Here is a 25,071-nt window from a genome sequence, read left to right on the forward strand (position 1 = left end):
TATGACGGCGTTAAAGGCACTCTACGGCGGCACATTTGACCCCGTACATTATGGTCACCTCAAGCCGGTCGAAATTCTGGCAAACCTGATTGGCCTGTCGAAGGTCATCATCATGCCGAACAACGTTCCGCCGCATCGTCCGCAGCCGGAAGCGACCAGCGCCCAGCGTACCGAAATGCTGGAGCTGGCTATCGCCGATAAGCCCCTGTTTGAACTCGATGAACGTGAACTGCGCCGCGATACGCGTTCTTACACATCGGAAACGCTGCGCGAATGGCGTCGGGAACAGGGTCCAACGCAGCCGTTAGCCTTTATTATTGGTCAAGACTCGCTGATCAACTTCCCGTCATGGCACGACTACGAAAGCATTCTGGATAATGCGCACCTGTTGGTGTGCCGTCGTCCAGGCTATCCGATGGCGATGAAAGAGGAAGCGCATCAGCATTGGCTGGATCGCCATCTGACGATCAGCGCGGATGATTTACACCGCACTCCCGCAGGGAAAATTTACATCGCTGAAACCCCCTGGTTCAATATTTCCGCCACGCTGATTCGCGAGCGCCTCCAGCAGGGCGAGTCCTGCGACGAAATGTTGCCGCAGTCAGTGCTGCGTTATATCCATGAACAAGGGCTTTACCAATAACATTCCGGGGCTTACTGCGCGTAAAGTCTGCGATATTCCTGTTTTCATCGCCAACCTCCCTTCAGACCATTGACACCCCCTGACAGGCTGTTATTCTCCGCAGCCAGACTTATCCCACCACACTGATTTACAGAAATTGTTTTACAAAAATGGCGATGCAATCATGGCCATTGGGTGGGATGATAGCGCGCCGGTACTGTCCGGCAGGCGACATTTGTCCGAATTCGTCCTGGTTTCAGGTATACTTACGGGCTGTTTATATTTTTCATCACCTGACCAGGGGGAAACTTGCAAGGTAAAGAACTTCAGGATTTTGTCATCGACAAAATCGACGACCTTAAGGGCCAGGACATCATCACTATCGATGTTCACGGCAAATCCAGTATCACCGACTGCATGATCATCTGCACCGGTACGTCCACCCGCCATGTGGTGTCCATTGCCGATCACGTTGTCCAGGAATCTCGCGCAGCAGGTTTGTACCCGCTGGGTGTAGAAGGCGAAAATGTCGCTGACTGGGTTGTGGTTGATCTCGGCGAAGTGATTGTTCACGTTATGCAGGAAGAAAGCCGTCGCCTGTATGAACTGGAAAAACTCTGGGGTTAATGCGTGAAGCTGCAGCTCATTGCCGTGGGAACCAAAATGCCGGACTGGGTTCAGACCGGTTTCACGGAATATCTGCGCCGCTTTCCCCGAGATATGCCGTTCGAACTGGTGGAAATTCCTGCTGGTAAACGCGGTAAGAATGCCGATATTGCTCGCATTCTGGAGAAAGAAGGTGAATTGATGCTGGCTGCGGCCGGCAAAAATCGCATTGTCACGCTGGATATCCCCGGAAAACCGTGGGATACACCGCAGCTGGCCCATGAGCTTGAGCGCTGGAAACAGGATGGGCGTGACGTCAGTCTGCTGATCGGTGGCCCGGAGGGGTTATCCCCTGCCTGTAAAGCTGCCGCAGAACAAAGTTGGTCGCTCTCCTCGCTCACTCTCCCTCACCCGTTGGTACGCGTGCTGGTTGCAGAAAGCCTTTATCGGGCGTGGAGTATTACCACCAACCACCCTTACCACCGCGAGTAATGATGACCAGGTTAGATTAAGCAGCGGATGAAATTACAGAATTCTTTTCGCGACTACACGGCTGAGTCCGCGCTGTTTGTGCGCCGGGCGGTAATCGCATTTTTGGGCATTTTAGCGCTCAGCGGCGTGCTGGTTGTTAACCTCTATAATCTGCAGATTGTCCGCTTTACAGACTACCAGACCCGCTCCAACGAAAACCGCATCAAGCTGGTGCCAATCCCACCGAGCCGCGGCATTATCTATGACCGCAACGGCACTCCGCTGGCGTTGAACCGTACCATTTATCAGTTAGAACTGATGCCAGAAAAGGTCGATAACCTCCAGCAAACGTTGAACGATCTGCGAAGCGTGATCGACCTTACCGACGACGATATCGTCAACTTCAAGAAAGAGCGCGCCCGCTCTCACCGTTTCACCTCCATTCCGGTGAAAGTTAACCTGACAGAAGTTCAGGTCGCCCGTTTTGCGGTGAATCAGTACCGTTTCCCAGGCGTGGAAGTGAAAGGCTATAAGCGTCGCTACTATCCTTACGGCTCCGCGCTGACGCATGTGATCGGCTACGTCTCAAAAATCAATGACAAAGACGTTGAACGCCTCGATAAAGAAGGCAAAATCGCCAACTACGCCGCGACCCACGATATCGGTAAGCTGGGCATTGAGCGCTATTACGAAGACGTGCTGCATGGACAGACCGGTTACGAAGAGGTTGAAGTTAACAACCGCGGCCGCGTTATCCGTCAGCTGAAAGAAGTCTCGCCAACCGCCGGACATGATATCCATCTGACGCTGGACCTGCAGTTACAGCAGTATATTGAAACCCTGTTGGCGGGCAGCCGTGCAGCTGTAGTGGTCACCGATCCTCGTTCTGGCGGCATCCTCGCGCTGGTTTCAATGCCAAGCTATGATCCGAACCTTTTTGTGGACGGCATCTCCAGCAAAGATTATTCCGGTCTGTTGAACGACCCGAATACGCCACTGGTTAACCGCGCCACGCAGGGTGTTTATCCTCCCGCGTCAACGGTAAAACCGTACGTGGCAGTCTCCGCATTGACGGCTGGCGTGATCACCCGCAATACCGGCCTGTTTGACCCGGGCTGGTGGCAGCTGCCAGGCTCTGACAAACGCTATCGTGACTGGAAAAGATGGGGCCACGGCCACCTGAACGTCACCAAAGCGCTGGAAGAATCTGCGGATACCTTCTTCTATCAGGTCGCCTATGACATGGGCATCGACCGCCTTTCAGAGTGGATGGGCAAGTTTGGCTACGGCCACTACACCGGAATCGATCTCTCCGAAGAGCGCTCCGGCAACATGCCAACCCGTGAATGGAAACTGAAACGCTTTAAGAAACCGTGGTACCAGGGTGACACCATTCCGGTCGGGATCGGCCAGGGCTACTGGACAGCCACGCCGATTCAGATGAGCAAAGCGTTGATGATCCTGATTAACGACGGCGTTGTGAAAGTGCCTCACCTGCTGATGAGCACCGCTGAAAATGGGAAACAGGTACCCTGGGATCAGCCTCACGAAGCCCCGGTTGGCGACGTGCACTCTGGCTTCTGGGAAATTGCCAAAGACGGGATGTACGGCGTGGCCAACCGTCCAAACGGGACCGCGCATAAATACTTTGCGGGCGCACCGTATAAAGTCGCCGCGAAATCCGGTACTGCTCAGGTCTTTGGTCTGAAAGCCAACGAAACCTATAACGCCCACCGCATTGCGGAACGTCTACGTGACCACAAACTGATGACCGCGTTTGCGCCATATGACAATCCGAGAGTGGCGGTAGCGATAATCCTCGAAAACGGCGGCGCAGGCCCTGCAGTCGGGACACTCATGCGTCAAATTCTCGACCACATTATGCTCGGTGATAACAACACCGTACTGCCGGCAGAAAACCCGGCAGCCGCAGCCGCGGAGGACCAATAACAATGACGGATAATCCGAACAAACGATCGATGTGGGACAAAATCCACCTTGACCCGACCATGCTGCTTATCCTGCTGGCGCTGTTGACCTACAGTGCGCTGGTTATCTGGAGTGCCAGCGGCCAGGATATGGGCATGATGGAACGTAAAATCGGCCAGATTGCGATGGGTGTCGTGATCATGGTGGTAATGGCGCAAATTCCGCCACGTGTTTACGAAGGCTGGGCCCCATGGCTCTATATCTTCTGTATTGTTCTGCTGGTCGCGGTGGACGCCTTCGGGGCTATCTCTAAAGGGGCTCAGCGCTGGCTGGATTTAGGCGTTGTCCGTTTTCAGCCCTCAGAGATTGCGAAAATCGCCGTACCACTGATGGTGGCTCGCTTCATTAACCGTGACGTCTGCCCGCCTACGCTCAAAAATACCGCCATTGCGCTGATACTGATTTTCCTGCCAACACTGCTGGTTGCCGCACAGCCGGACCTCGGCACCTCGATTCTGATTGCGCTGTCTGGCCTGTTCGTTCTGTTCCTCGCGGGTCTGAGCTGGCGTCTGATTGGCGTCGCCGTGCTGATGGTCGCCGCCTTCATACCGATCCTCTGGTTCTTCCTGATGCACGACTATCAACGCCAGCGCGTGATGATGCTGCTCGACCCGGAAACCGATCCGCTGGGTGCGGGCTACCACATTATTCAGTCTAAAATTGCCATAGGCTCCGGCGGCCTGCGCGGTAAAGGTTGGCTGCACGGCACCCAGTCACAGCTGGAGTTCTTGCCCGAGCGCCATACTGACTTTATCTTCGCGGTACTGGCAGAAGAACTGGGCCTGATAGGCTTCCTGGTATTGTTGGCACTCTACGTCCTGCTGATCATGCGCGGATTGTGGATTGCCGCCCAGGCGCAAACCACTTTCGGCCGCGTCATGGCCGGTGGCTTAATGTTGATTTTATTCGTTTATGTCTTCGTAAATATTGGTATGGTGAGTGGGATCCTGCCAGTAGTTGGCGTACCGTTGCCGCTAGTCAGCTATGGGGGCTCTGCTCTGATCGTACTGATGGCCGGGTTTGGTATCGTCATGTCGATACACACCCACAGAAAAATGTTGTCGAAAAGCGTATAAGAAGGGGTGCGCAAAGATGCGTAAACAATGGCTTGGGATCTGCATCGCAGCTGGCTTACTGGCAGCGTGTTCGAGTGATGATGGGCAACAACAGCAGACCGTCACCGCACCGACACCGGCGGTCTGTAATGGTCCTGTTGTAGAAATAAGTGGTGCTGACCCGCGCTTTGAACCCCTGAATCCGTCAGTGAATCAGGACTATCAGCGTGACGGGAAGAATTTCAAAATTGTGCTGGATCCGTCGAACTTTAGTCAGGTGGGTCTGGCCGCAATTTATGACGCCGAGCCAGGCAGTAACCTTACCGCGTCAGGCGAACCCTTTGATGCCACGCAGCTGACCGCCGCACATCCAACGCTGCCGGTGCCGAGCTATGCGCGAATCACCAACCTGGCGAATGGCCGCATGCTTATCGTGCGCATAAACGATCGTGGCCCTTACGGCAACGATCGTGTGATCTCCCTTTCTCGCGCCGCCGCCGATCGCCTGAATACGTCGAACAATACCAAAGTGCGGATTGACCCGATTATCGTGGCACAGGACGGAACGATGTCCGGCCCGGGTACCGCCTGTACCACCATTGCGAAACAAACTTACGCCCTGCCCGCTCGCCCGGATTTGAATGGCGGCATGGGAAGCGTATCGTCAACGCCGCAGGATGCGACGCCGCAAAGCGACGTGCGTGCCATCAGTAATGACACGCTGAAACCGGAAGACGCCACCGGTGCACCGGTTAACAGCAGTGGCTTCCTTGGCGCACCGACCACGCTGAACAACGGTGTACTGGAAAGCAGCGCGCCGGCGGCACAGCCTGCCGCTCAGCCGGCAGTCCAGTCGACCGCTGTGCAACCGGCGCCGACACAAAGCGCCCCGGTGACGGCACCGGGTTCCACTCAGGGAAGCGTTGCGCCAACCGCTGCACCTGCAGCCGCAGCCTCTACGGCCGCCAGCGGCAGCTATGTGGTTCAGGTCGGTGCAGTGAGTGACCAGGCCCGTGCGCAGCAATATCAGCAGCGTCTGAGCCAGCAGTTTTCTGTGCCCGGTCGCGTCATGCAGAACGGCGCCGTCTGGCGTATTCAGTTAGGGCCGTTCAGCAACAAGACCGAAGCCAGCACCGTACAACAGCGCCTGCAAAGCGAGGCGCAATTACAGTCATTTATTACTCGCGCCAACTAAAACAGGACTGGCATCCTCCGCGCACTGCGTATGTTAAAACCATTAACACTCTCATACGCATTGCTGGATGCCGGGCTCCCTTGCATTTGCTATAGTTAGGCACTTTTTTTAACTCATCACGGATGTCGTTGTTCTGACCATGAAGACCTCTTTTTCTGCTCGTTTACTTATCACGGCTCTGTCCGTCGCGGCACTGACCTCCGCAGCCCACGCTGATGACCTGAACATCAAAACCATGATCCCAGGCGTTCCGCAGATCGATGCGGAATCCTACATTCTGATCGACTACAACTCAGGCAAAGTCCTGGCCGAGCAGAACGCTGACGAACGCCGTGACCCAGCAAGTCTGACCAAAATGATGACCAGCTACGTCATCGGTCAGGCAATGAAAGCGGGTAAATTCAAAGAATCTGACCTGGTCACTGTCGGTACCGACGCATGGGCCACCGGTAACCCCGTCTTCAAAGGTTCATCCCTGATGTTCCTGAAACCAGGCATGCAGGTCCCCGTTTCTCAGCTGATTCGCGGGATTAACCTGCAGTCCGGTAACGACGCCTGTGTGGCAATGGCCGACTACGTCGCCGGCAGCCAGGATGCCTTCGTTGGCCTGATGAACAGCTATGTTAATGCCCTGGGCCTGAAAAACTCCCACTTCCAGACCGTTCACGGCCTGGACGCAGATGGTCAGTACAGCTCCGCGCGCGATATGGCGATGATTGGTCAGTCGCTGATCCGCGACGTGCCAAACGAATACACCATCTACAAAGAGAAAGAATTCACCTTCAACGGCATCCGCCAGATGAACCGTAACGGTTTACTGTGGGACAACAGCCTGCAGGTCGACGGCATCAAAACCGGCCATACTGACAAAGCGGGCTACAACCTCGTGGCATCGGCAACCGAAGGACAGATGCGTCTGATCTCTGCGGTAATGGGCGGTCGTACTTATAAAGGCCGTGAAACCGAGAGCAAAAAGCTGCTGACCTGGGGCTTCCGCTTCTTCGAAACCGTGAATCCCCTGAAAGCAGGTAAAGAGTTTGCCTCTGAGCCAGCCTGGTTTGGTGACAACGATCGCGCCTCCCTTGGTGTAGATAAAGACGTATACCTGACGATTCCACGTGGTCGCATGAAAGACCTGAAAGCCAGCTACACGTTGAACAACGTGGAACTGCACGCCCCACTGCAGAAAAACCAGGTTGTCGGCACCATTAACTTCCAGCTCGATGGTAAAACTATCGAACAGCGTCCACTGGTGGTGCTGCAAGAAATTCCTGAAGGTAACTTCTTCGGTAAGATCATTGATTACATTAAATTAATGTTCCACCACTGGTTTGGTTAAAAATTACACACTTGAAAGTGTGATTTCCATCCCCATATACTTAGCATGACAATAACTGCTCCCGTGCCCTGCGCGGGAGCAGTTCTTTTTAAACCACCGGAGCTGACATGAAAACCAAACTTAACGAACTGCTTGAATTCCCTACTTCATTTACCTACAAGGTAATGGGTCTGGCGAAGCCTGAGCTGGTTGACCAGGTGGTGGAAGTGGTGCAGCGCCATGCGCCAGGTGATTACTCTCCGCAGGTAAAACCGAGCAGCAAAGGCAACTACCACTCGGTGTCCATCACCATTAACGCCACCCACATCGAGCAGGTCGAAACCCTGTACGAAGAGCTGGGGAATATCGAAATCGTTCGTATGGTGCTGTAACCCTGTTGCCCGGAGCTCTCCGGGCAATTCCTTTCCCGCGCTGTGATATACTCTTCGCCCATGTTTTCCCGTCCCGCGGAGATGTCGTTTTGGATCTGAACACCCTCCTCGTCCGCCAGCTTGGCGTACAACCCTATGAGCCTGTTTCTCAGGCGATGCATGACTTTACCGACCGCCGTGATGAAACTACCCCAGACGAAATCTGGCTGGTTGAGCATCAACCTGTCTTTACGCAGGGTCAGGCTGGCAAAGCGGAGCATGTGCTGGTTCCCGGTGACATTCCGGTCGTTCAGAGCGATCGCGGTGGTCAGGTGACCTATCACGGACCCGGCCAGCAGGTGATGTACGTCCTGTTAGATTTAAAACGCCGTAAGCTTGGGGTGCGTGAGCTGGTAACGCTGTTGGAACAGACGGTGGTCAACACGCTGGCTGAATTTGGAATCGAGTCGCATCCGCGTGCCGATGCACCCGGGGTATATGTCGGTGAGCAGAAAATTTGTTCGCTGGGGTTACGCATCCGAAAAGGCTGTTCATTTCACGGGTTGGCGCTGAATGTCGCCATGGATTTATCGCCCTTTTTACGCATTAACCCTTGCGGTTATGCGGGGATGGAAATGACGCAAATGCAGCAATGGTATGCAGAGGCAAAACCGGAAAATATTTCCCCCGTTTTGGTGTCGAAATTTTTAGCACTGCTAAACAATCCACCCCATAAATATATTGCTGCTTAATATATTATCCACTTGGGCCTGATATTTTGTCGGGTCCAGGGCTCTTTCGCCTCGTTTTCCTTTACATTATTCACAACTTTCTATATTTTTTCTGCGCTCGACGGAAAAAACTTCGTCGCATACAAAAATTTACGTTAACACACCACCAGAAAAACAAGGCGGCTCCGCAGTTCGAGATCTAACTCATTGTTCAAAATGAAGTAAATCCTGTCTCCGCGTAAAAGTGCCTCTCAAAAGCATAATAACAATAAATATTTTTTCAACTATCATTCATATTGTGAATGAATACGGAGCACAAGTGTGGAATATAACGAAAAGCCGGAAAGCCGAATAAATCTTCGCCTTGAGAGTGATACCCCGCAAATCTTCCGAACTCTGCGAAATATCGACCTCAATTTGCTGACGATTTTTGAGGCTGTATATGTGCATAAAGGCATCGTTAATGCTGCGAAAATTCTGAATCTCACTCCTTCCGCTATTAGCCAATCAATTCAGAAGTTGCGCACTATATTTCCTGACCCGCTTTTCATCCGCAAAGGCCAGGGCGTAACCCCCACCGCCTACGCCACGCATTTGCACGAATACATCAGCCAGGGTCTGGAATCGATCCTTGGCGCATTAGATTTGACCGGCAGCTATGACAAACAGCGCACGATCACCATCGGTACTTCGCCGACGGTCGGAGCAGTGGTTATGCCCGCCATTTATCAAACCATCAAAGATAAATTCCCACAGCTGCTGCTGCGCAACATTCCGGTTACCGACGTTGGCCTTCAACTGAGCCAGTTCCAGACCGATTTGATTATCGACAGCAACCCGCACAGCACGCGGGCGTTAAGCCATCACGTACTTTATAGCGACAAAGTGGTACTGGTAGCTCGCGAAGGTCACCCGCTCCTGAAAATGCCGCCTGGCGTAGAATCGCTGAGCCGTTACGAATATACGTTGCTGATGATGGAAAGTGCCTCACACACAGAACTGCGTAAGCGCATGCATGAGATGTTCCCTGAGCGACACATCAGCTTCAGCAGTTACAACCTTGTGACCATTGCCGCGTTGATTGGCAGCAGCGATCTTGTCGGGTTAATGCCTGCGCGATTCTTCACGTTGTTCTCTCGTTGCTGGCCGCTTCGGGTTGTTGATTTCGCGCCGCTACGTGAAGAATCGGTCGAATTTTCACTGCATTACAATAAACTCAGCATGCGTGACCCGGTGCTACAAAGTGTTATCACCGCTATTCGCCAGGCATTCTGAGAGACGTAAAATCCGCCCCATTCTGCTGCTTTGCTCGTCAATAAGCACATAAAGCAACATCTGGTTTACAAATTGCCGGCTGGCAGGCTGCTTTATCACCCTGATTAATGCTATACTGCCAGCCGTCTAATTCAAAAATAGTTGATAAATACAACATTTCCTTGAATTGAAACGCTTTCTTCGTTACCCGCAACTGGAACACGCACGCTATGAGTAAACCCATTGTGATGGAACGCGGTGTTAAGTACCGCGATGCCGATAAAATGGCCCTTATCCCGGTTAAAAATGTGGCTACCGAGCGCGAAGCGCTGCTGAGAAAACCGGAATGGATGAAAATCAAACTTCCGGCCGACTCGACCCGTATTCAGGGTATCAAGGCTGCGATGCGCAAAAATGGCCTGCACTCGGTGTGCGAAGAAGCCTCTTGCCCTAACCTCGCGGAATGTTTTAACCACGGAACGGCCACCTTTATGATCCTCGGTGCGATTTGCACCCGCCGTTGCCCGTTCTGCGACGTTGCTCATGGTCGCCCTGTTGCGCCGGACGCCAACGAACCGCAGAAGCTCGCACAGACCATCGCCGACATGGGGCTGCGCTACGTGGTAATTACCTCCGTTGACCGTGACGATTTGCGCGACGGTGGTGCACAGCACTTTGCGGACTGCATCGACGCCATTCGTGAGAAAAACCCAACCATCAAAATCGAAACCCTGGTCCCGGATTTCCGAGGACGTATGGATCGTGCGCTGGACATTCTCACCGCCACACCACCGGATGTGTTCAACCACAACCTGGAAAACGTGCCGCGCGTGTACCGCCAGGTTCGTCCCGGCGCTGACTATAACTGGTCCCTGAAGCTACTGGAACGTTTTAAAGAAGCGCATCCTGAGATCCCAACCAAGTCAGGTCTGATGGTCGGTCTGGGTGAAACCAACGCCGAAATCATCGAAGTTATGCGCGACCTGCGTCGCCACGGCGTGACCATGCTGACTCTCGGTCAGTATCTGCAGCCAAGCCGTCACCACCTGCCGGTTCAGCGCTACGTCAGTCCGGATGAGTTCGAAGAGATGAAAGCTGAAGCACTGGCGATGGGCTTCACCCATGCCGCTTGTGGTCCTTTCGTGCGTTCTTCCTACCACGCCGATCTGCAAGCCAAAGGTCTTGAAGTTAAATAACCTTTGCCGCTGAGCACACAGGCCGCCGCGTTATCGCCGCGGCCTCTTTATTTTGGCGCAATCCTACTGCCTTTTAGCACCATCACGGTGCAAATATTTATCAATGAAACTTTTGGCTCACAGCCTGACGCCCGCGTTTTCCTTTCAATAAGCGAAAACCACAGGTCTTGCTTCATTTCACTCTCTCTTTTAATTTCTGGATCGTTTCATGCATTACCTTCTTATCGAGAAAAGAAGGAGTGGCCCTATGTCTGCACAAGAACCTGGCGATCTGATTTACGGTCTGGAAGATAAACCCGCCCCGCTTCCGGCATTTTTAACCGCACTACAGCACGTGCTTGCGAGCCTGGTTGGGATAATTACCCCGCCACTCATCGTCGGTTCGGTGCTGGGCCTCAATGCTTATTTGCCGTGGCTTATCAGCATGTCGCTGATTGTTTCCGGCATCGGCACGTTCCTGCAAGCGAGGCGCTTTTTCGGGATTGGTGCGGGCATGATCTGCCTGCAAGGCACCAGCTTTGCGTTTCTGAGCGTTATTCTCGCCGCCGGGTTTAGCGTCAAAAGCAAAGGTGGTGGGCCAGAGCAAATCATGGCGATGATTTTCGGCCTGACGATGGTTGCCGCCTTTATACCGGTGGTGGTCAGCCGTTTTCTCGGCCAGCTTCGCAAGGTTATCACTCCGCTGGTTAGCGGCACTGTGGTTTGCCTGATTGGGATCAGCCTGATTAAAGTCAGCATCACCGACTGGGGCGGCGGCCATAATGTGAAAGATTTCGGCGCACCGGGCAATTTGCTGCTCGGCCTGCTGACGCTCGGTACAATCGTGCTGTTCAGCCGCGCGCAGAGCCGCTGGCTGCGTCTGGGCGCAGTCATTCTTGGGATAGCTATCGGCTGCATCGCCGCGTGGTTTAGCGGCAAACTGAGCTGGCAGCCTTACAACCAGGCGTGGATTGCTCTGCCGCAGCCCTTCCGTTTCGGCTTCGATTTCGACTACAGCCTCTTTTTACCGTTGGCGCTGATCTCTCTTATCAGCATTCTGGAAGCGGTCGGAGACCTCACCGCCAACTGCCTGTTATCCCGCCAGCCGATTGAAGGCGAGCGTTACGTGGCACGTCTAAAGGGCGGCATTCTCGCCGACGGCGTGAGCTGCATTCTGGCGGCGATGTTCTCTGCCCTGCCGAGCACCACCTTCGCGCAGAACAACGGCGTGATTCAGATGACCGGTGTCGCCAGCCGCCACGTCGGTATCTGGATTGGTGCCCTGCTGGCGTTGCTCGGGCTGTTCCCGGTGTTTGGTGCCGTGGTGCAGCAAATTCCTGCCCCGGTATTGGGCGGCGCGACGCTGGTGATGTTTGGCAGCGTGCTGGCCGCCGGAATTCGCATCATGACCCAGTCGCCGCTGACCCGTCGTGACATGCTGATTATCGCCGTATCGTTTGGCATTGGCCTGGGCGTGGAGGCCGAGCCGGAATTTCTGAGTCATCTGCCGCCGGTGTGCAAAAGCCTGTTTGGTTCCGCAATCACCAGCGGTGGTTTGATGGCGATGCTGCTCAATCTGGTTCTGCCCGCAGAACGTAGTGATGCCAGCGCAGCCAGTCTGCCTGCAGTCGAAAAATAACACCGTGCACTACGCGCCCCTGGATCAGCAGACAGGGCATAACTGAGCTGACTCTCTCATTCATTAACAGGAGGAGTTAGCGATGTGCGCTAGCCGGATCTGGATCAAAAACCCGCAAGCCATTTTCACCCCGGACGACGTGGATGCCCGAGGGGGCATTATCGTCGAAGACGGCAAAATCAGGGCCCTTCTCACGGCCGGTGCAAGCCCAATCCAACCCTGCGACGCCGTTTTCGATGCGCGCGAGCACGTTGTGCTGCCGGGGCTTATCAATACTCATCACCACTTTTATCAGACCCTGACCCGCGCCTGGGCGCCCGTCGTCAATGAACCGCTATTTCCGTGGCTGAAAACGCTCTATCCGGTGTGGGCGCGGCTGACGCCGGATGCGCTGAAGCTAGCGAGTCAGGTTGCAATGGCTGAGCTGCTGCTTTCCGGCTGCACCACCACCAGCGATCACCATTACCTGTTCCCGGAAGGGATGGAAAACGCCATTGATGTGCAGGTAGAAGTCGTGAATGAGCTAGGGATGCGCGCGATGCTGACCCGCGGCTCAATGAGCCTCGGTGAAAATGACGGCGGCTTGCCGCCGCAGCACACGGTGCAATCGGGTGAGGCTATTCTCGAAGACAGTCTGCGCCTGATTCGTCGCTATCATCAGCGTGGCGAAGGGGCACGCATTCAGATTGCCCTCGCCCCATGCTCACCGTTTTCAGTCACCGAAGAAATCATGCAGGAAAGTGCGCGTCTGGCCGCGGTGGAAGATGTCCGGCTGCATACCCATCTGGCGGAAACCCTCGACGAAGAAGATTTTTGTCTGGCGCGTTTTGGCCTGCGAACCGTCGATTATCTGGAGAAAGTCGGCTGGCTGAGCGACAGAACCTGGCTTGCGCACGGCATTCATTTCAATGTCGATGAAATTCAGCGCCTCGGCGCAGCGGGTGTCGGGATTTGCCATTGCCCGGTGTCGAATATGCGTCTGGCATCCGGCATTTGCCCAACGCTCGACCTGGAAGAGGCCGGGGCGATTATTGGCCTCGGCGTTGACGGTTCGGCCTCAAACGACGCTTCCAGCCTGATGTTTGAAACCCGTCAAGCGCTGTATCTTCAACGTTTACGCTACGGCGCAAAACGCATCACGCCGCAAAAAGTCCTCGGCTGGGCGACAGAAGGTTCTGCGCGTCTGTTAGGGCGGTCCGATCTCGGGGAAATTCGCGTGGGCAAACAGGCCGATCTGGCGCTGTTCCGTCTGGACGATCTGCGTTTTAGCGGCAGCCACGATCCGCTTTCAGCGATGATCCTGTGTGGCGCAGATCGTGCCGATCGGGTCATGGTGGGCGGAGAATGGCGAGTGGTCGACGGTGAAATTTGCGGGCTCGATTGCGAACGTTTGAAAGCGCAGCACCGCGAAGCGGCGAAACAGTTGGTTGCAACTTTCTAATGAGGCGAGCGCTAAAATGACAAGAGGCCGCAACGGAACCTGTTGTGGCCTCTCTGGCTAACTCGTTAGCGTGGGCGAAATGACCTGCGTGAGCAAACGGCTACTGCACGTCGTTTCTGGCTGCGCCGTTACTCTTTATGAGAGAGTTTTTCTGCCGGGACGTCCTCTTCAGCACTTTTCCTGGCGCTGGTGTCGTCTTCGTTCATGGCTTTCTTAAAGCCTTTGATTGCAGACCCCAGGTCTCCGCCCAGCGTACGCAATTTCTTGGTACCAAACACCAGGACAATCAGTGCAGCAACCACCAGCAGTTTGGTAATACTAATCTCACCCATAGATACCTTCTTGATTAAAACAGGCTACAAAACGCGCCAACAAAACCGTAGCTAATTAACGGTCATTTAGCGAGGGCACACAATAGCAATCTGTAACAAGGTGAATCAAGCATTGATTAAAAAAACATCACATTATTTGCGGTGGCGCAAAGCGACGGTTTTTAAGTACCGGTAATTGCGCTCGCACCTGTTGCAAAACCTCGAGACTGATGTCGGCAAAAATGAGCTGCCGGGCATAACCCGCACCAGCCAGGGTGACCCCAAGCGGATCCATCACCCGGCTTTGCCCAATGTTTTTGTTGCCGCACTCCCCGGCCGCCACGATGTAACAGGTGGTATCCAGTGCTCTCGCCGCCAACAGCGTCGCCCAGTGATGCTCCTTCAGCGGCCCACGCACCCACGCCGCCGGCAATACCAGCACCTCTGCGCCCTGCAAGGCATGCGCCAGCGCGATTTCAGGGAATCGCAGGTCATAACAGGTCATCAGGCCAATTTTCACGCCGTCGACCTCAATCAGCGGCGGCAACGCGTTTCCGGCATCAACGCGCTTTGATTCCTGAATACTGAACGCGTCATACAAGTGCAGCTTCTGGTACTGGGCAATAATCTCGCCGCTGCGCAGTGCTACCAGCGTGTTGGCCGCCCGCCCTTCGGTGGTGGGAACGTGGATGGTCAGGACCGTGGTCATGCTGTTATGACGGCTCTCATCCAGTAATAGCCGTAAAAAATCGCCGTCGAGCGTCTGAGCCGATTTTACCGACATATCCGGGTCATTATCGTCCCGGGCTAACAACGCCTCAGGCAGCACCAGCAGCGCCGTCTGCGCCTCCGCTGCCTGCCGCATCAATGATACGCAGGTCCGGGCATTCGTTGGCCAGTCTGGGGTAACAGCAAATTGTCCTGCAGCAACGCGCATAGTGTCTCCGCATGTTTCTTGCCGTAGCCATAAACGAAGCCCGGCGCTAAGATGATATCTTCAGTATTCAAATAGCAGGAATTGGCGGTGTTACAAATACTTTTAGCAGTTTTTATAGGCGGCGGAACCGGGAGCGTGCTGCGTTGGGTGCTGGGGATGCGCTTAAACCCAATGCACCATGCGATTCCTGTTGGCACATTAACCGCAAACCTATTGGGGGCGTTTATCATCGGTGCTGGTCTGGCGTGGTTCAATCGAATGACGCACATTGATCCCATGTGGAAACTGCTTATCACGACGGGCTTTTGCGGCGGTTTGACCACCTTCTCAACCTTTTCGGCGGAAGTGGTGTTTTTATTGCAGGATGGGCGTTTTGGCTGGGCGCTGCTGAACGTGGCTATTAACGTGCTCGGATCGTTTGCGATGACGGCCGCCGCTATGTGGATTTTCTCGGTGGCACGCTAGCGTTTTTCTGCCCCGCTAGACAACCTGGTTAAACAGCAGGCAAAAAAAAACCCGTCATTGACGGGTTTTTGTATTCTACTGTCGAAATGCTTAGATAGGCATTACGTTTGCAGCAGATGGGCCTTTGGCACCGTTAGTGATTTCGAACTCTACACGCTGGCCTTCGGCCAGAGTTTTGAAACCGTTGGACTGGATTGCAGAGAAGTGTACGAATACATCTTTGCTGCCATCTTCCGGAGTAATGAAACCAAAGCCTTTGGACTCATTAAACCACTTAACGTTACCTTTAATCTTAGACATCAATATTACCTTTACATGAAAATGGACACAAATGCTGTGTCGGCTAACAGTACAGCAATTGTGGTGCGTTTTGTCCAGCTTAACTTAACGAAAAAGTGATAAAAGTCGCTAAATTTTATTGAAGCTGAGAGTTAGTCGTTGTTTTTGCACACGACGCAAACACCACCGCTGTGAATCCCATCTTTTGTACACTAGAACTGGAAACGCATCCACGCAAAATAGACGTTCCCGTTGTTATAAGTCCCTGGAATGTAAGTCATCTGGAATGTAACCGGGCCATAACCGACAGAAGCCAGCGGAAGCACCACCGGAATGGGAATGTAGTTCCAGTTGTCGCGCGCAGTGGCCCCGACGGTATAGCCGAGTCCCAAATGGACGTTATCATCTGATAGCGGACGCCAGGTTTTCTCCCAGCCGTAGCCACCTATTGGTTCCCATTTGTTGAAAGAGTCCTTAAAGACCATCAGATACAGACCGTGCCAGTTGCCTTTATCATCCCACCGCGACTGACCAAAACCCGCCCCCCACGGACGCTCGTTATACTTGTCTGTCTTCTCTTTGTCATAGGCAAAACGCGCGTGCCAGGTAACAGAGGGAACGTACAAGTCGTAATGCTCAGGTGACGCCCAGGTTTGCGCAATATTATCCCCGAGTGTCGAAAAAGCATCACTGACCGTTGAAGTCATATTTGCCTTTGCGAAAGAGGCACATAACACTTGACTTGTTAATACCCCTGCAAGCATCAGGAGTTTAATAAATTTAGCCACAAAAATAACCACTTGTAGTTCATACCAGAACAGAATAACAAGCTTAAAATTAATAAAACCTTAACAGAAGCGGAATAGTCTTTTTATGACGACGAAAATTCAGCACCGGATGGGCGCTGAATATGTTTTTTAATGGAAAAATAACTAAGATTACTCTCGTTTATTGTGGTGTCCTAATTTATAAACCGCTGGAATAACCAACATCGACAACAGCGGCGCGGTAATCATTCCACCAATCATTGGCGCGGCAATACGGCTCATGACTTCGGACCCGGTTCCGCTTCCCCACATGATAGGCAACAGACCCGCCATAATGGTTGCCACGGTCATCACCTTTGGACGAACGCGAAGCACTGCGCCTTCATGAATAGCCCGCAGCAGAGAACCGTTATCCATTTCATCGACATTGCCTCGATATTTGGTCAACGCGGTATTGAGATACAGTACCATAATAACGCCAAACTCTGCGGCCACGCCAGCCAGGGCAATAAACCCGACAGCACTTGCTACCGATAAATTATATCCCAGCAGCCATAGCAACCAGACGCCACCAATCAGCGAAAACGGTAACGTCCCCATGATCAATAACACGTCGGAAATACGACGAAAAGTCAGCCAAAGCAGCACAAAAATAATCATCAGCGTCACCGGTAAAACTATTTCCAGTTTGGCTATCGCACGCTCAAGATATTCAAATTGTCCGGACCAGGCGAGTGAAACACCCTGTGGCAGTTTTACCTGTTGCGAAACGCGCTGCTGCATTTCCTCAACGGCAGATTTAAGGTCACGCCCGCGCAGGTCGACATAAATCCAGTTCGATAGCCGCGCGTTCTCGCTCTTAAGCATCGGCGGACCTTCGCTGATGTTGACCTCCGCCAGCTCCCCGAGCGTCACCTGACTACCGTTAGCCGTCACCACCGGAAGCTGGCGCAGTTTCTCAACGTTGTCACGCAAATCCCGTGGATAGCGGACGTTAATCGGGAAGCGCTCGCGCCCTTCGAGCGTCTGCCCGACATTTTCCCCCCCGACCAGCGTGCTGACTAACGATTGCAATTCCTGCACCGATACCCCATAACGCGCAGCCTGCTGACGGTTAATCGCGATATCGACATAGCGACCGCCAGAAAGCCGCTCCGCCAGCGCGGAGGTCACACCGGGCACGTTTTTCACCACCTGTTCAATCTCGCGCGCAACGCGCTCAATGTCAGCCAGATTGTTGCCGTTCACCTTGATGCCCACCGGGCTTTTAATCCCGGTCGCCAGCATATCCAGGCGATTGCGAATGGGCGGCACCCACACATTGGCAATTCCCGGCACCTGCACCGTTTTATCCAGCTCTTCGATGAGCTTCGCGGTGGTCATGCCCGGTCTCCACTGGTCGCGAGGTTTGAAGTGGATAGTGGTTTCCAGCATCGTCAGCGGCGCGGGATCGGTGGCGGTGTCCGCCCTGCCCGCTTTGCCGAACACGCTTTCGACTTCAGGCACCGTTTTTATCAGGCGATCGGTCTGTTGCAGTAATCGACTGGCCTCGCGCACCGAAATGCCCGGCAATGTGGACGGCATATACAACAGGTCACCCTCGTCGAGCGGCGGCATAAATTCGCTGCCCAGCCGACTGAGCGGCCACAGCGTCAGCGCCAGCAGCGCCACCGCCAGAACCAGCGTGGTTTTCGGTCTGGCCAGCACCTTATCCAGAAGCGGCTCATAGGCGCGGATCAGCCATCGATTAATCGGGTTGGCATTTTCATCCGGGATCTTCCCGCGGATAAAATAGCCCATCAGTACCGGGATCAGGGTGATCCCAAGCCCAGCCGCCATCGCCATTGACCAGGTTTTGGTGAACGCCAGCGGGGAAAACATCCGCCCTTCCTGGGCCTGCAGTGAAAACACCGGGATGAACGACAGCGTAATGATAAGCAAACTGCAGAACAGCGCGGGCCCGACTTCCACCGCCGCCTTCTCCGCAAGATGCCAGTAATCCGGCTGTTTACCCGGATTATCGTGTCGCCACTGTTCCAGCACTTTGTGCATATTCTCGATCATCACAATCGCCGCATCGACCATCGCGCCGATGGCGATCGCAATTCCCCCGAGCGACATGATATTGGCGTTGATGCCCTGATAATGCATAACGATAAACGCGCCGAGAATGCCCAATGGCAACGACACAATCGCCACCAGCGCCGAGCGGAAATGAAACAGGAACAGCGTGCAGACCAGCGCCACCACGATAAACTCCTCAATGAGTTTATGGGTCAGCGTGTCGATGGCGTTTTCGATAAGCCCCGAACGGTCGTATACCGGCACAATTTCCACACCTTCCGGTAGCGTTTTTTGCAGGCTGACAAGTTTGGCTTTCACCGCGTGCAGCGTGTCGAGCGCGTTCTTACCGTAGCGCATCACGATGATGCCGCCCGCCACTTCGCCCTCGCCGTTCAGTTCAGCCACACCGCGCCGGATTTCTGGCCCAATTTGCACCCTCGCCACATCTGACAGCATCACCGGCACGCCTTCGCGACTGGCAATCACCACATGACGAAAATCATCGAGCGTTTTCAGGTAACCGGTGGTCCGCACCATATATTCGGCTTCGCCCATTTCAACCACGGCGCCGCCGCTCTCCTGGTTCGCCGCTTTGAGTGCCGTCACCAACTGCTGATGAGTCACGTTGAGCGCCCGCAACCGGTCAGGATTGACCACCACCTGATACTGACGCACCATGCCACCGACGCTGGCGACTTCGGATACATTCGGCACCGTTTTCAGTTCGTACTTCAGCGTCCAGTCCTGAAGCGCGCGCAGGTCCGCGAGGCTGTGTTTGCCGCTCTTATCGACCAACGCATATTCATAAATCCAGCCCACGCCGGTGGCATCCGGCCCCAGCTCTGCCTTCACGCCTTCCGGCAGCTGCGACTGGATCTGACTTAAATACTCCAGCACCCGCGAGCGTGCCCAATACAGATCGGTACCGTCTTCAAACAGCACGTACACGTAGGCGTCACCAAACATCGAAAAGCCGCGCACGGTTTTTGCGCCCGGTACCGACAGCATGGTCGTCGTCAACGGCCAGGTGACCTGATCTTCAATTACCTGCGGCGCTTTGCCCGGGTAGCTTGCGCGCACAATAACCTGTACGTCCGAAAGGTCAGGCAAGGCATCGAGCGGCGCGCGCTGCACCGACCACACGCCCCAGATCGCCATGCCGATCGCCGCCATAATCACCAGCAGACGGTTGCGTAAAGCACCACGAATAACAGCCGCAATCATTGTCCGGCCTCCACGCTGTGATGGGCGTGCTCATCGGCAGGTGCAGTCGGAAGCGCGCTGCGCAGGCTAGCTTCTGAATCAATCAGGAATTGCCCGGAGGTCACCACCCGATCGCCTGCTTTCAGGCCGCGGCGGATTTCGGTCCAGCCATCGGCACTCAGACCCGGCGTGACGTTCACCGCCTGGAAATGTCCTTCTCCGCTGGCGACAATCACTCGATTACTGCTGCCGGTGGCGATCAGCGCCTCTTCCGGGACCGCAAGCACCGGTGCGGAAGCCTGCTTCTGCGCCAGCGCCACGCGCAGATACATTCCCGGTTTCAGCTTCTGCTGCGGGTTATCCAACACGATGCGCGCTTTCAGGGTGCGGGTTGTGGTTTCGAGCTGCGGGAGCAACTCGCTCACCCGCCCGTGAAAAGCGTCGCCGGGCCAGCTGTCGGACGAGGCGGTCACATCGCTGCCGACCGCCAGCGACGTCGCCTGACTTTGCGGATAATCCACCACCAGCCACACCGGATCGAGACGGGCCAGCTCAAACAGCGGCGCGGTGGCGGCCACCTGCGCGCCTTCGCGGGTATCGAGTTTTGCTACGTAACCCGCATTTTCGGCACGTAACGTGAGACGCGTTTGCGGCTGCCCGCTGCGCTCAACCTGGCGCACGACAGAATCCGGCATAAACTGCAGCGCCAGCCGTTCGCGAGCCGCACGCGTCAGAGCCGCATCACCCAACTGGCGCACCGCCAGATACTCCTGCTGCGCGGTGGTCCAGGCCGGGATCCACAATCGCGCCAGCGGTTCACCGGCCTTCACCCACTGTTGCGGGGCGCGCACGAACAGCTTTTCGACCACCCCATTGGCGGGCGATGGAATGGTTTGCAGGCTGCGTTCGTCGGTGGTGACCGTCGCCCACGCCTGAAACGCAGGAGCCAGACTGCGCATCTGTGCAGTTTGTACCACCATGCCCAGATTCTGCTGCTGTTGCGGGCTGATGCTCACCCCAGTTTGCGTCTGGCCTTCATCGGCGTAGCGCGGCACCAGCTGCATATCCATAAACGGGGATTTACCGGGTTTATCAAAACGCTGCCCCGGCACCATAGGGTCATACCAGTAGAGCACTTGGCGCGCAGGTTTTGCGGTGTCGCCAGGCTGAGCCTGAGCGTGCGAACCAGCGTAATAGCCGCCCGTCGCCATCAGAACGGCAACGGCCAGCGTCGTCAGAATCAATTTTTTCACTGGGCAGTCTCCTGCGGGATCAGGAAGTGGATCGCGGCCCAGTTACGGGCCACGGTTTTTGCCGCAAGGTTTGCGGCGAGCGTGGTGTCGAGCAGGTCACGACGGGCAGCCAGCAGCGCGGTCAGGTCCGATTGCCCTGCGCGATACTGTGCGTTCAGCAGTGTCACCCGCTGTTGCTGCAACGGCAGAACGTCGTCACGCTGGCGCAGCCACAGGGTTTGCGCCGCCTGATATTCGGCAATCAAGGTGCTGAGCTGGGCCGCATGGGCACGGGTGGTCAGCGCCAGTTCATCGTTGGCCTGCATCGTGCGTGATACATCCGCCGCGTGGTCTTTGTCCTGACGTTTTGACTGGAACAACGGTAAATCGACGGTAAACATCACCCCCGCCATATCGTCGTAATCCTCAGAGCGGTGCGCGTAATAAACCTCCACGTCCACATCCGGGATCGCCGCAATCGCTGATTCCGACGAGCGGGCTTTGGCGGTATTCGCCTGTCGCGCCGCCGCGATCACTTCCGGATGTAGAGCGATCCCTTCATTCAGGCTGGCCTCATCGGCGGGAAGCCGCTGCCACGTTGGCATTGGCCCGCTGACGTCGCTCACCTGCTCGCCGGTCAGCTGTAATAACCTCGCCTGTGCCAGACGCACATCGCGTTCCGCGACGGTCACTTTATCGCGCATCGCAATCAGGCCAACGCGCAGCGTCAGCACGCTGTCCGGCGCCGCCGAACCCGCTCCGACGCTGGCTTTCTGCACGCCCAGTTGGCGCTCAGTTGCGTTAACCAGCGTGCGGGCCGCCTTCAGCGCCTGTTCGGAGAGCGCCAAATCCAGCCACGCCTGTGCGGTGTCGCGCTGGAGATTAGCCAGCAGGGTTTGCGCCTGGGCATTCACACTTTGCGACTGCGCCTGCAGCGTTTGCGCTTTGCGGTCGCGTTTCTCTTCGCTGACGTAGCGCTGCATGATGCCAATCTTCTGCATAGTCATGCCTTCCGGGGTAAAGCGGGCATCGTTATTGCCCTGCACCGGGACGTTTTCAATGCCGAATTTCAGCTTTGGATCAGGCAATTCGCGGGCCGAATCGGCCATCGATTCGAGCGCTTTGGCTTCATTACGACTGGCCGAAAGCTCGGCGGAATAATCCCGTGCGGCGGCCAGGGTCTGGGCGAGCGTCCACGCTTCTGCATAAGCAGGCGCGTGAACGAGCGCAAACAGCACCCCGCCGAGCCACAGGCTCAACGTTGGTTTGTTCATGGATTTCCCCGGCTTAGTGACGAACAGTCAGCGCGATAATTTCGTAGCGGCCGTCAATCAAACTGACATCGAAATCCACCGGGTCGCTGACCTTGATCGCTGGCAGCACAAGGTTTTTCGCCAACGCAAACGGCATGGTCATCGGTGGCCATTGCAGTTCGGGCACCGCGTCGTGGGACAGCGTCAGGGCATTAGGGGAAATGGCGTTGATGACGCCCTTCACGTGATAGACCGGGGCCACGGTGGCCTGGTTAACAACGGACGAGGAATCGGCGGCTTGCGCCGGGGAAAAGACAAAGACGATCAGCGCGCCTAACAGCGCAGTAGAAAGTGGAAATTTCATGATGTTCTCCAGATAATCGTTAATAAGTTGAAAATTAAGCGAGTTATCGGGAGTGTTTATTCTCTGAACCGGCAAAAACGGATCGTTGCCGGTGGCCCCACTGCGGGCGGGGTGAGAGTCCAGTCAGATCGAGAGGCTGACTGGCAAGGGGTTTCGATCACCGCCAGGGCGACGGTGGTCGGCAGCGCGATGACGGGCGGATGATCGCCAGTTTTTTGGGCGCTGTCCGGCACGCAGTGTTTTTCACACAGCGGCGTTTTCATCACCACCGACGACATGCCCTGATGCTCAACATGCTGGAGCATCGCGCTGTCACCCAGCGGATTCAGGTCACACTGATGAGAGGCCAGCGCCAGCTGGCTTTGCAGGACCAACACGCCAAACGCCACCAGCAGCATCGCAAGATGCCGCCGGAAGAAACACAGGCGATATGTCCATTGAGCGTTCATCATCAGTGCCGAAGAGAAAAAGTGGCCCGAGTATACCCAGCGGAAAATTATTACCGATAGCGATTTTTAAACTCTTTACACTCCGGACTGAACCTGCTGATTTTGATTAACTTTTTAGTTTCATTTCCGTATCAACAGAACACGAAACATTCATCAAATAAATATATATAATGTGATAGCCGATTTGGTTTGGCGTCAAGGAAGGCCGTGGTTGTCGGTTTATTGATTTCAGTCAGTAAGTTTTGACCGTTAATTGGGCACATTTTCAGACTTCTTTTTTTGAAAACATTTTCGATAGAATTTTCTTTGGGTATCAGGAAGACAGGAATCCATCATGCTAACGTTGTTTGAGCTCCTTATCGGAGTGGTCGTCATTGCGGGTGTCGCTCGCTATATCATTAAAGGCTATTCCGCAACGGGCGTGCTGTTTGTCGGCGGCCTGGCACTGCTAATTGCCAGCGCCCTGATGGGCCACAAAATCCTGCCGGCCAGCGCCAGCAGCACCGGCTACTCCGCCACCGATATCGTCGAATATATAAAAATTCTGCTGATGAGCCGCGGCGGCGACCTCGGCATGATGATTATGATGCTGTGCGGCTTTGCGGCCTATATGACCCACATCGGGGCCAACGACATGGTGGTGAAACTCACCTCCAAACCGCTGCGCTACATAAACTCGCCGTACATCCTGATGATTGCCGCGTATTTCGTGGCATGTCTGATGTCGCTGGCGGTTTCTTCTGCCACCGGCCTCGGCGTGCTACTGATGGGGACACTGTTCCCGGTGATGGTTAACGTTGGTATCAGTCGCGGCGCGGCGGCAGCCATCTGCGCCTCTCCGGCAGCAATTATTCTGTCCCCCACCTCCGGGGACGTGGTGCTGGCGGCAAAAGCGGCCGAAATGCCCCTGATCGACTTCGCCTTCAAAACTACCCTGCCGATTTCCATTGCGGCGATTGTCTGCATGGCCGTGGCGCATTTCTTCTGGCAGCGCTATCTCGATAAGAAAGAGAACATTTCCCACGAGATGCTCGACGTCAGCGAAATCACCACCGACGCGCCGTCGTTCTACGCCATTTTGCCGTTCACTCCGATTATCGGCGTGCTGATTTTTGACGGCAAATGGGGCCCGGAGCTGCACATCATCACCATTCTGGTTATCTGTATGCTGCTGGCCGCGATTCTTGAATTCTTCCGCGGCTTTAACACTCAGAAAGTCTTCTCCGGGTTGGAAGTGGCCTACCGCGGGATGGCCGATGCTTTTGCCGGCGTGGTCATGCTGCTGGTCGCGGCAGGCGTATTTGCCCAAGGTCTGAGCACCATCGGCTTTATCGACAGCCTGATTTCCATCGCGACCTCATTCGGTTCTGCCAGTATCATTCTGATGCTGGTGCTGGTCATCCTGACCATGCTGGCCGCGATGACAACCGGTTCCGGGAACGCGCCGTTCTACGCCTTCGTCGAAATGATCCCGAAACTGGCGCACAGCTCCGGCATCAACCCAGCGTATCTGTCGATTCCAATGCTGCAGGCTTCCAACCTCGGTCGTACCATTTCGCCGGTGTCCGGCGTGGTGGTGGCGGTGTCAGGGATGGCAAAAATCTCACCGTTTGAAGTGGTGAAACGCACCTCCGTTCCCGTGCTGGTCGGTCTGGTGGTGGTGATTATTGCCACCGAACTGATGGTCGCTTCTGCGTCCGTCGTTGCAGGCTAATTCCACGCGAGAAAGTATTACAGGGAAGCCACGGCTTCCCTTTTTTATTTCTCTTTCCGAGAATCAATTGTAATAATTTTGTTTGCTTTATTATCCTTTAATGTAAATAAACGCATTGTTTATTCCTCATATTCCAGCAAATTAATTAAATCCATTAAAACCACAA

24 protein-coding genes are annotated in these 25,071 nt (G+C 54.9%); 15 read left to right on the plus strand and 9 right to left on the minus strand.

Annotated elements, in window-relative coordinates:
* The first annotated feature begins 1 nt into the window (after position 1).
* From nadD to MUU51_RS19720, 13 genes are all read left to right on the plus strand, one after another.
* Complete coding sequence (nadD, locus tag MUU51_RS19660; RefSeq protein ID WP_258968410.1) at positions 2–643, plus strand: nicotinate-nucleotide adenylyltransferase; 642 nt, start codon at positions 2–4, stop codon at positions 641–643.
* A gap of 288 nt (positions 644–931) precedes the next feature.
* Positions 932–1,249 carry a ribosome silencing factor gene (rsfS, locus tag MUU51_RS19665; protein WP_110512402.1) on the plus strand — a complete coding sequence of 106 codons (318 nt, stop codon included), beginning with the start codon at positions 932–934 and terminating at the stop codon, positions 1,247–1,249.
* 3 nt (positions 1,250–1,252) lie between these two features.
* The gene (gene rlmH / locus MUU51_RS19670; RefSeq protein WP_110512401.1) at positions 1,253–1,720 is read left to right on the plus strand and encodes a 23S rRNA (pseudouridine(1915)-N(3))-methyltransferase RlmH; all 468 of its coding nucleotides are present in this window, start codon (positions 1,253–1,255) and stop codon (positions 1,718–1,720) included.
* Between the two features lie 27 nt (positions 1,721–1,747).
* A complete protein-coding gene (mrdA, locus tag MUU51_RS19675) occupies positions 1,748–3,649 on the plus strand; it encodes a peptidoglycan DD-transpeptidase MrdA (protein ID WP_159774249.1) in 1,902 nt (633 codons plus the stop codon).
* Positions 3,650–3,651: 2 nt separating this feature from the next.
* On the plus strand, positions 3,652–4,764 hold the full coding sequence (mrdB, locus tag MUU51_RS19680) for a peptidoglycan glycosyltransferase MrdB (protein WP_110512399.1): 1,113 nt from the start codon (positions 3,652–3,654) through the stop codon (positions 4,762–4,764).
* Between the two features lie 16 nt (positions 4,765–4,780).
* On the plus strand, positions 4,781–5,938 hold the full coding sequence (rlpA, locus tag MUU51_RS19685) for an endolytic peptidoglycan transglycosylase RlpA (RefSeq protein ID WP_159774251.1): 1,158 nt from the start codon (positions 4,781–4,783) through the stop codon (positions 5,936–5,938).
* A gap of 139 nt (positions 5,939–6,077) precedes the next feature.
* Positions 6,078–7,277: a D-alanyl-D-alanine carboxypeptidase DacA gene (dacA, locus tag MUU51_RS19690; RefSeq protein WP_159774253.1), complete on the plus strand. Its 1,200-nt coding sequence runs from the start codon at positions 6,078–6,080 to the stop codon at positions 7,275–7,277.
* Positions 7,278–7,384: 107 nt separating this feature from the next.
* The gene (gene ybeD, locus MUU51_RS19695) at positions 7,385–7,648 is read left to right on the plus strand and encodes a DUF493 family protein YbeD (RefSeq protein WP_097164602.1); all 264 of its coding nucleotides are present in this window, start codon (positions 7,385–7,387) and stop codon (positions 7,646–7,648) included.
* An 89-nt stretch (positions 7,649–7,737) separates the two neighbouring features.
* Complete coding sequence (gene lipB, locus MUU51_RS19700) at positions 7,738–8,379, plus strand: lipoyl(octanoyl) transferase LipB (protein ID WP_159774255.1); 642 nt, start codon at positions 7,738–7,740, stop codon at positions 8,377–8,379.
* 300 nt (positions 8,380–8,679) lie between these two features.
* Positions 8,680–9,633 (plus strand): YbeF family transcriptional regulator, encoded by a 954-nt coding sequence (locus tag MUU51_RS19705; RefSeq protein ID WP_258968411.1) that lies wholly within the window; start codon positions 8,680–8,682, stop codon positions 9,631–9,633.
* A 209-nt stretch (positions 9,634–9,842) separates the two neighbouring features.
* Positions 9,843–10,808 carry a lipoyl synthase gene (gene lipA / locus MUU51_RS19710; protein ID WP_159774259.1) on the plus strand — a complete coding sequence of 322 codons (966 nt, stop codon included), beginning with the start codon at positions 9,843–9,845 and terminating at the stop codon, positions 10,806–10,808.
* A 247-nt stretch (positions 10,809–11,055) separates the two neighbouring features.
* On the plus strand, positions 11,056–12,426 hold the full coding sequence (locus MUU51_RS19715) for a uracil-xanthine permease family protein (protein WP_159774261.1): 1,371 nt from the start codon (positions 11,056–11,058) through the stop codon (positions 12,424–12,426).
* 82 nt (positions 12,427–12,508) lie between these two features.
* On the plus strand, positions 12,509–13,867 hold the full coding sequence (locus tag MUU51_RS19720) for an 8-oxoguanine deaminase (protein WP_258968412.1): 1,359 nt from the start codon (positions 12,509–12,511) through the stop codon (positions 13,865–13,867).
* Between the two features lie 128 nt (positions 13,868–13,995).
* On the opposite strand, the gene tatE is transcribed toward MUU51_RS19720, so the two are convergent.
* Together tatE and MUU51_RS19730 are read right to left on the minus strand one after the other, a co-directional pair.
* A complete protein-coding gene (tatE, locus tag MUU51_RS19725; protein WP_159774265.1) occupies positions 13,996–14,199 on the minus strand; it encodes a twin-arginine translocase subunit TatE in 204 nt (67 codons plus the stop codon).
* Positions 14,200–14,326: 127 nt separating this feature from the next.
* Positions 14,327–15,115 (minus strand): deaminated glutathione amidase, encoded by a 789-nt coding sequence (locus MUU51_RS19730; protein WP_159774267.1) that lies wholly within the window; start codon positions 15,113–15,115, stop codon positions 14,327–14,329.
* Positions 15,116–15,202: 87 nt separating this feature from the next.
* On the opposite strand from MUU51_RS19730, the gene crcB reads away from it, so the two are divergent.
* The gene (crcB, locus tag MUU51_RS19735; protein WP_258968413.1) at positions 15,203–15,580 is read left to right on the plus strand and encodes a fluoride efflux transporter CrcB; all 378 of its coding nucleotides are present in this window, start codon (positions 15,203–15,205) and stop codon (positions 15,578–15,580) included.
* Between the two features lie 90 nt (positions 15,581–15,670).
* Here the strand turns inward: crcB and cspE are convergent, their stop codons facing one another.
* From cspE to MUU51_RS19770, 7 genes are all read right to left on the minus strand, one after another.
* Positions 15,671–15,880, minus strand: coding sequence for a transcription antiterminator/RNA stability regulator CspE (gene cspE / locus MUU51_RS19740; RefSeq protein WP_004100146.1), 210 nt, complete (start codon positions 15,878–15,880; stop codon positions 15,671–15,673).
* A gap of 191 nt (positions 15,881–16,071) precedes the next feature.
* Complete coding sequence (gene pagP / locus MUU51_RS19745) at positions 16,072–16,623, minus strand: lipid IV(A) palmitoyltransferase PagP (RefSeq protein WP_258968620.1); 552 nt, start codon at positions 16,621–16,623, stop codon at positions 16,072–16,074.
* A 174-nt stretch (positions 16,624–16,797) separates the two neighbouring features.
* Positions 16,798–19,914 (minus strand): efflux RND transporter permease subunit, encoded by a 3,117-nt coding sequence (locus tag MUU51_RS19750; protein WP_258968414.1) that lies wholly within the window; start codon positions 19,912–19,914, stop codon positions 16,798–16,800.
* Complete coding sequence (locus MUU51_RS19755) at positions 19,911–21,146, minus strand: efflux RND transporter periplasmic adaptor subunit (RefSeq protein ID WP_258968415.1); 1,236 nt, start codon at positions 21,144–21,146, stop codon at positions 19,911–19,913. Before MUU51_RS19755 ends, MUU51_RS19750 begins: the two co-directional genes overlap by 4 nt.
* Positions 21,143–22,399, minus strand: coding sequence for a TolC family protein (locus tag MUU51_RS19760; protein ID WP_258968416.1), 1,257 nt, complete (start codon positions 22,397–22,399; stop codon positions 21,143–21,145). Before MUU51_RS19760 ends, MUU51_RS19755 begins: the two co-directional genes overlap by 4 nt.
* A gap of 13 nt (positions 22,400–22,412) precedes the next feature.
* Positions 22,413–22,742 carry a copper-binding protein gene (locus tag MUU51_RS19765; RefSeq protein WP_159774277.1) on the minus strand — a complete coding sequence of 110 codons (330 nt, stop codon included), beginning with the start codon at positions 22,740–22,742 and terminating at the stop codon, positions 22,413–22,415.
* A gap of 56 nt (positions 22,743–22,798) precedes the next feature.
* On the minus strand, positions 22,799–23,194 hold the full coding sequence (locus MUU51_RS19770; protein ID WP_309574239.1) for a DUF2946 domain-containing protein: 396 nt from the start codon (positions 23,192–23,194) through the stop codon (positions 22,799–22,801).
* Between the two features lie 331 nt (positions 23,195–23,525).
* On the opposite strand from MUU51_RS19770, the gene dcuC reads away from it, so the two are divergent.
* The gene (gene dcuC / locus MUU51_RS19775) at positions 23,526–24,905 is read left to right on the plus strand and encodes an anaerobic C4-dicarboxylate transporter DcuC (protein ID WP_258968417.1); all 1,380 of its coding nucleotides are present in this window, start codon (positions 23,526–23,528) and stop codon (positions 24,903–24,905) included.
* Positions 24,906–25,071: the final 166 nt, after the last annotated feature.

The organism is Scandinavium manionii (assembly GCF_024764775.1).
Classification (GTDB): domain Bacteria; phylum Pseudomonadota; class Gammaproteobacteria; order Enterobacterales; family Enterobacteriaceae; genus Scandinavium; species Scandinavium manionii.

Excerpts from the sequence above, each read along its gene's own strand:
- nadD (WP_258968410.1), top strand. The coding sequence starts at position 2 with ATGACGGCGTTAAAGGCACTCTACGGCGGCACATTTGACCCCGTACAT.
- mrdA (WP_159774249.1), top strand. The coding sequence starts at position 1,748 with ATGAAATTACAGAATTCTTTTCGCGACTACACGGCTGAGTCCGCGCTG.
- mrdB (WP_110512399.1), top strand. The coding sequence starts at position 3,652 with ATGACGGATAATCCGAACAAACGATCGATGTGGGACAAAATCCACCTT.
- rlpA (WP_159774251.1), top strand. The coding sequence starts at position 4,781 with ATGCGTAAACAATGGCTTGGGATCTGCATCGCAGCTGGCTTACTGGCA.
- dacA (WP_159774253.1), top strand. The coding sequence starts at position 6,078 with ATGAAGACCTCTTTTTCTGCTCGTTTACTTATCACGGCTCTGTCCGTC.
- ybeD (WP_097164602.1), top strand. The coding sequence starts at position 7,385 with ATGAAAACCAAACTTAACGAACTGCTTGAATTCCCTACTTCATTTACC.
- lipA (WP_159774259.1), top strand. The coding sequence starts at position 9,843 with ATGAGTAAACCCATTGTGATGGAACGCGGTGTTAAGTACCGCGATGCC.
- MUU51_RS19715 (WP_159774261.1), top strand. The coding sequence starts at position 11,056 with ATGTCTGCACAAGAACCTGGCGATCTGATTTACGGTCTGGAAGATAAA.
- MUU51_RS19720 (WP_258968412.1), top strand. The coding sequence starts at position 12,509 with ATGTGCGCTAGCCGGATCTGGATCAAAAACCCGCAAGCCATTTTCACC.
- tatE (WP_159774265.1), bottom strand. The coding sequence starts at position 14,199 with ATGGGTGAGATTAGTATTACCAAACTGCTGGTGGTTGCTGCACTGATT.
- MUU51_RS19730 (WP_159774267.1), bottom strand. The coding sequence starts at position 15,115 with ATGCGCGTTGCTGCAGGACAATTTGCTGTTACCCCAGACTGGCCAACG.
- cspE (WP_004100146.1), bottom strand. The coding sequence starts at position 15,880 with ATGTCTAAGATTAAAGGTAACGTTAAGTGGTTTAATGAGTCCAAAGGC.
- pagP (WP_258968620.1), bottom strand. The coding sequence starts at position 16,623 with ATGCTTGCAGGGGTATTAACAAGTCAAGTGTTATGTGCCTCTTTCGCA.
- MUU51_RS19750 (WP_258968414.1), bottom strand. The coding sequence starts at position 19,914 with ATGATTGCGGCTGTTATTCGTGGTGCTTTACGCAACCGTCTGCTGGTG.
- MUU51_RS19760 (WP_258968416.1), bottom strand. The coding sequence starts at position 22,399 with ATGAACAAACCAACGTTGAGCCTGTGGCTCGGCGGGGTGCTGTTTGCG.
- MUU51_RS19765 (WP_159774277.1), bottom strand. The coding sequence starts at position 22,742 with ATGAAATTTCCACTTTCTACTGCGCTGTTAGGCGCGCTGATCGTCTTT.
- MUU51_RS19770 (WP_309574239.1), bottom strand. The coding sequence starts at position 23,194 with ATGATGAACGCTCAATGGACATATCGCCTGTGTTTCTTCCGGCGGCAT.
- dcuC (WP_258968417.1), top strand. The coding sequence starts at position 23,526 with ATGCTAACGTTGTTTGAGCTCCTTATCGGAGTGGTCGTCATTGCGGGT.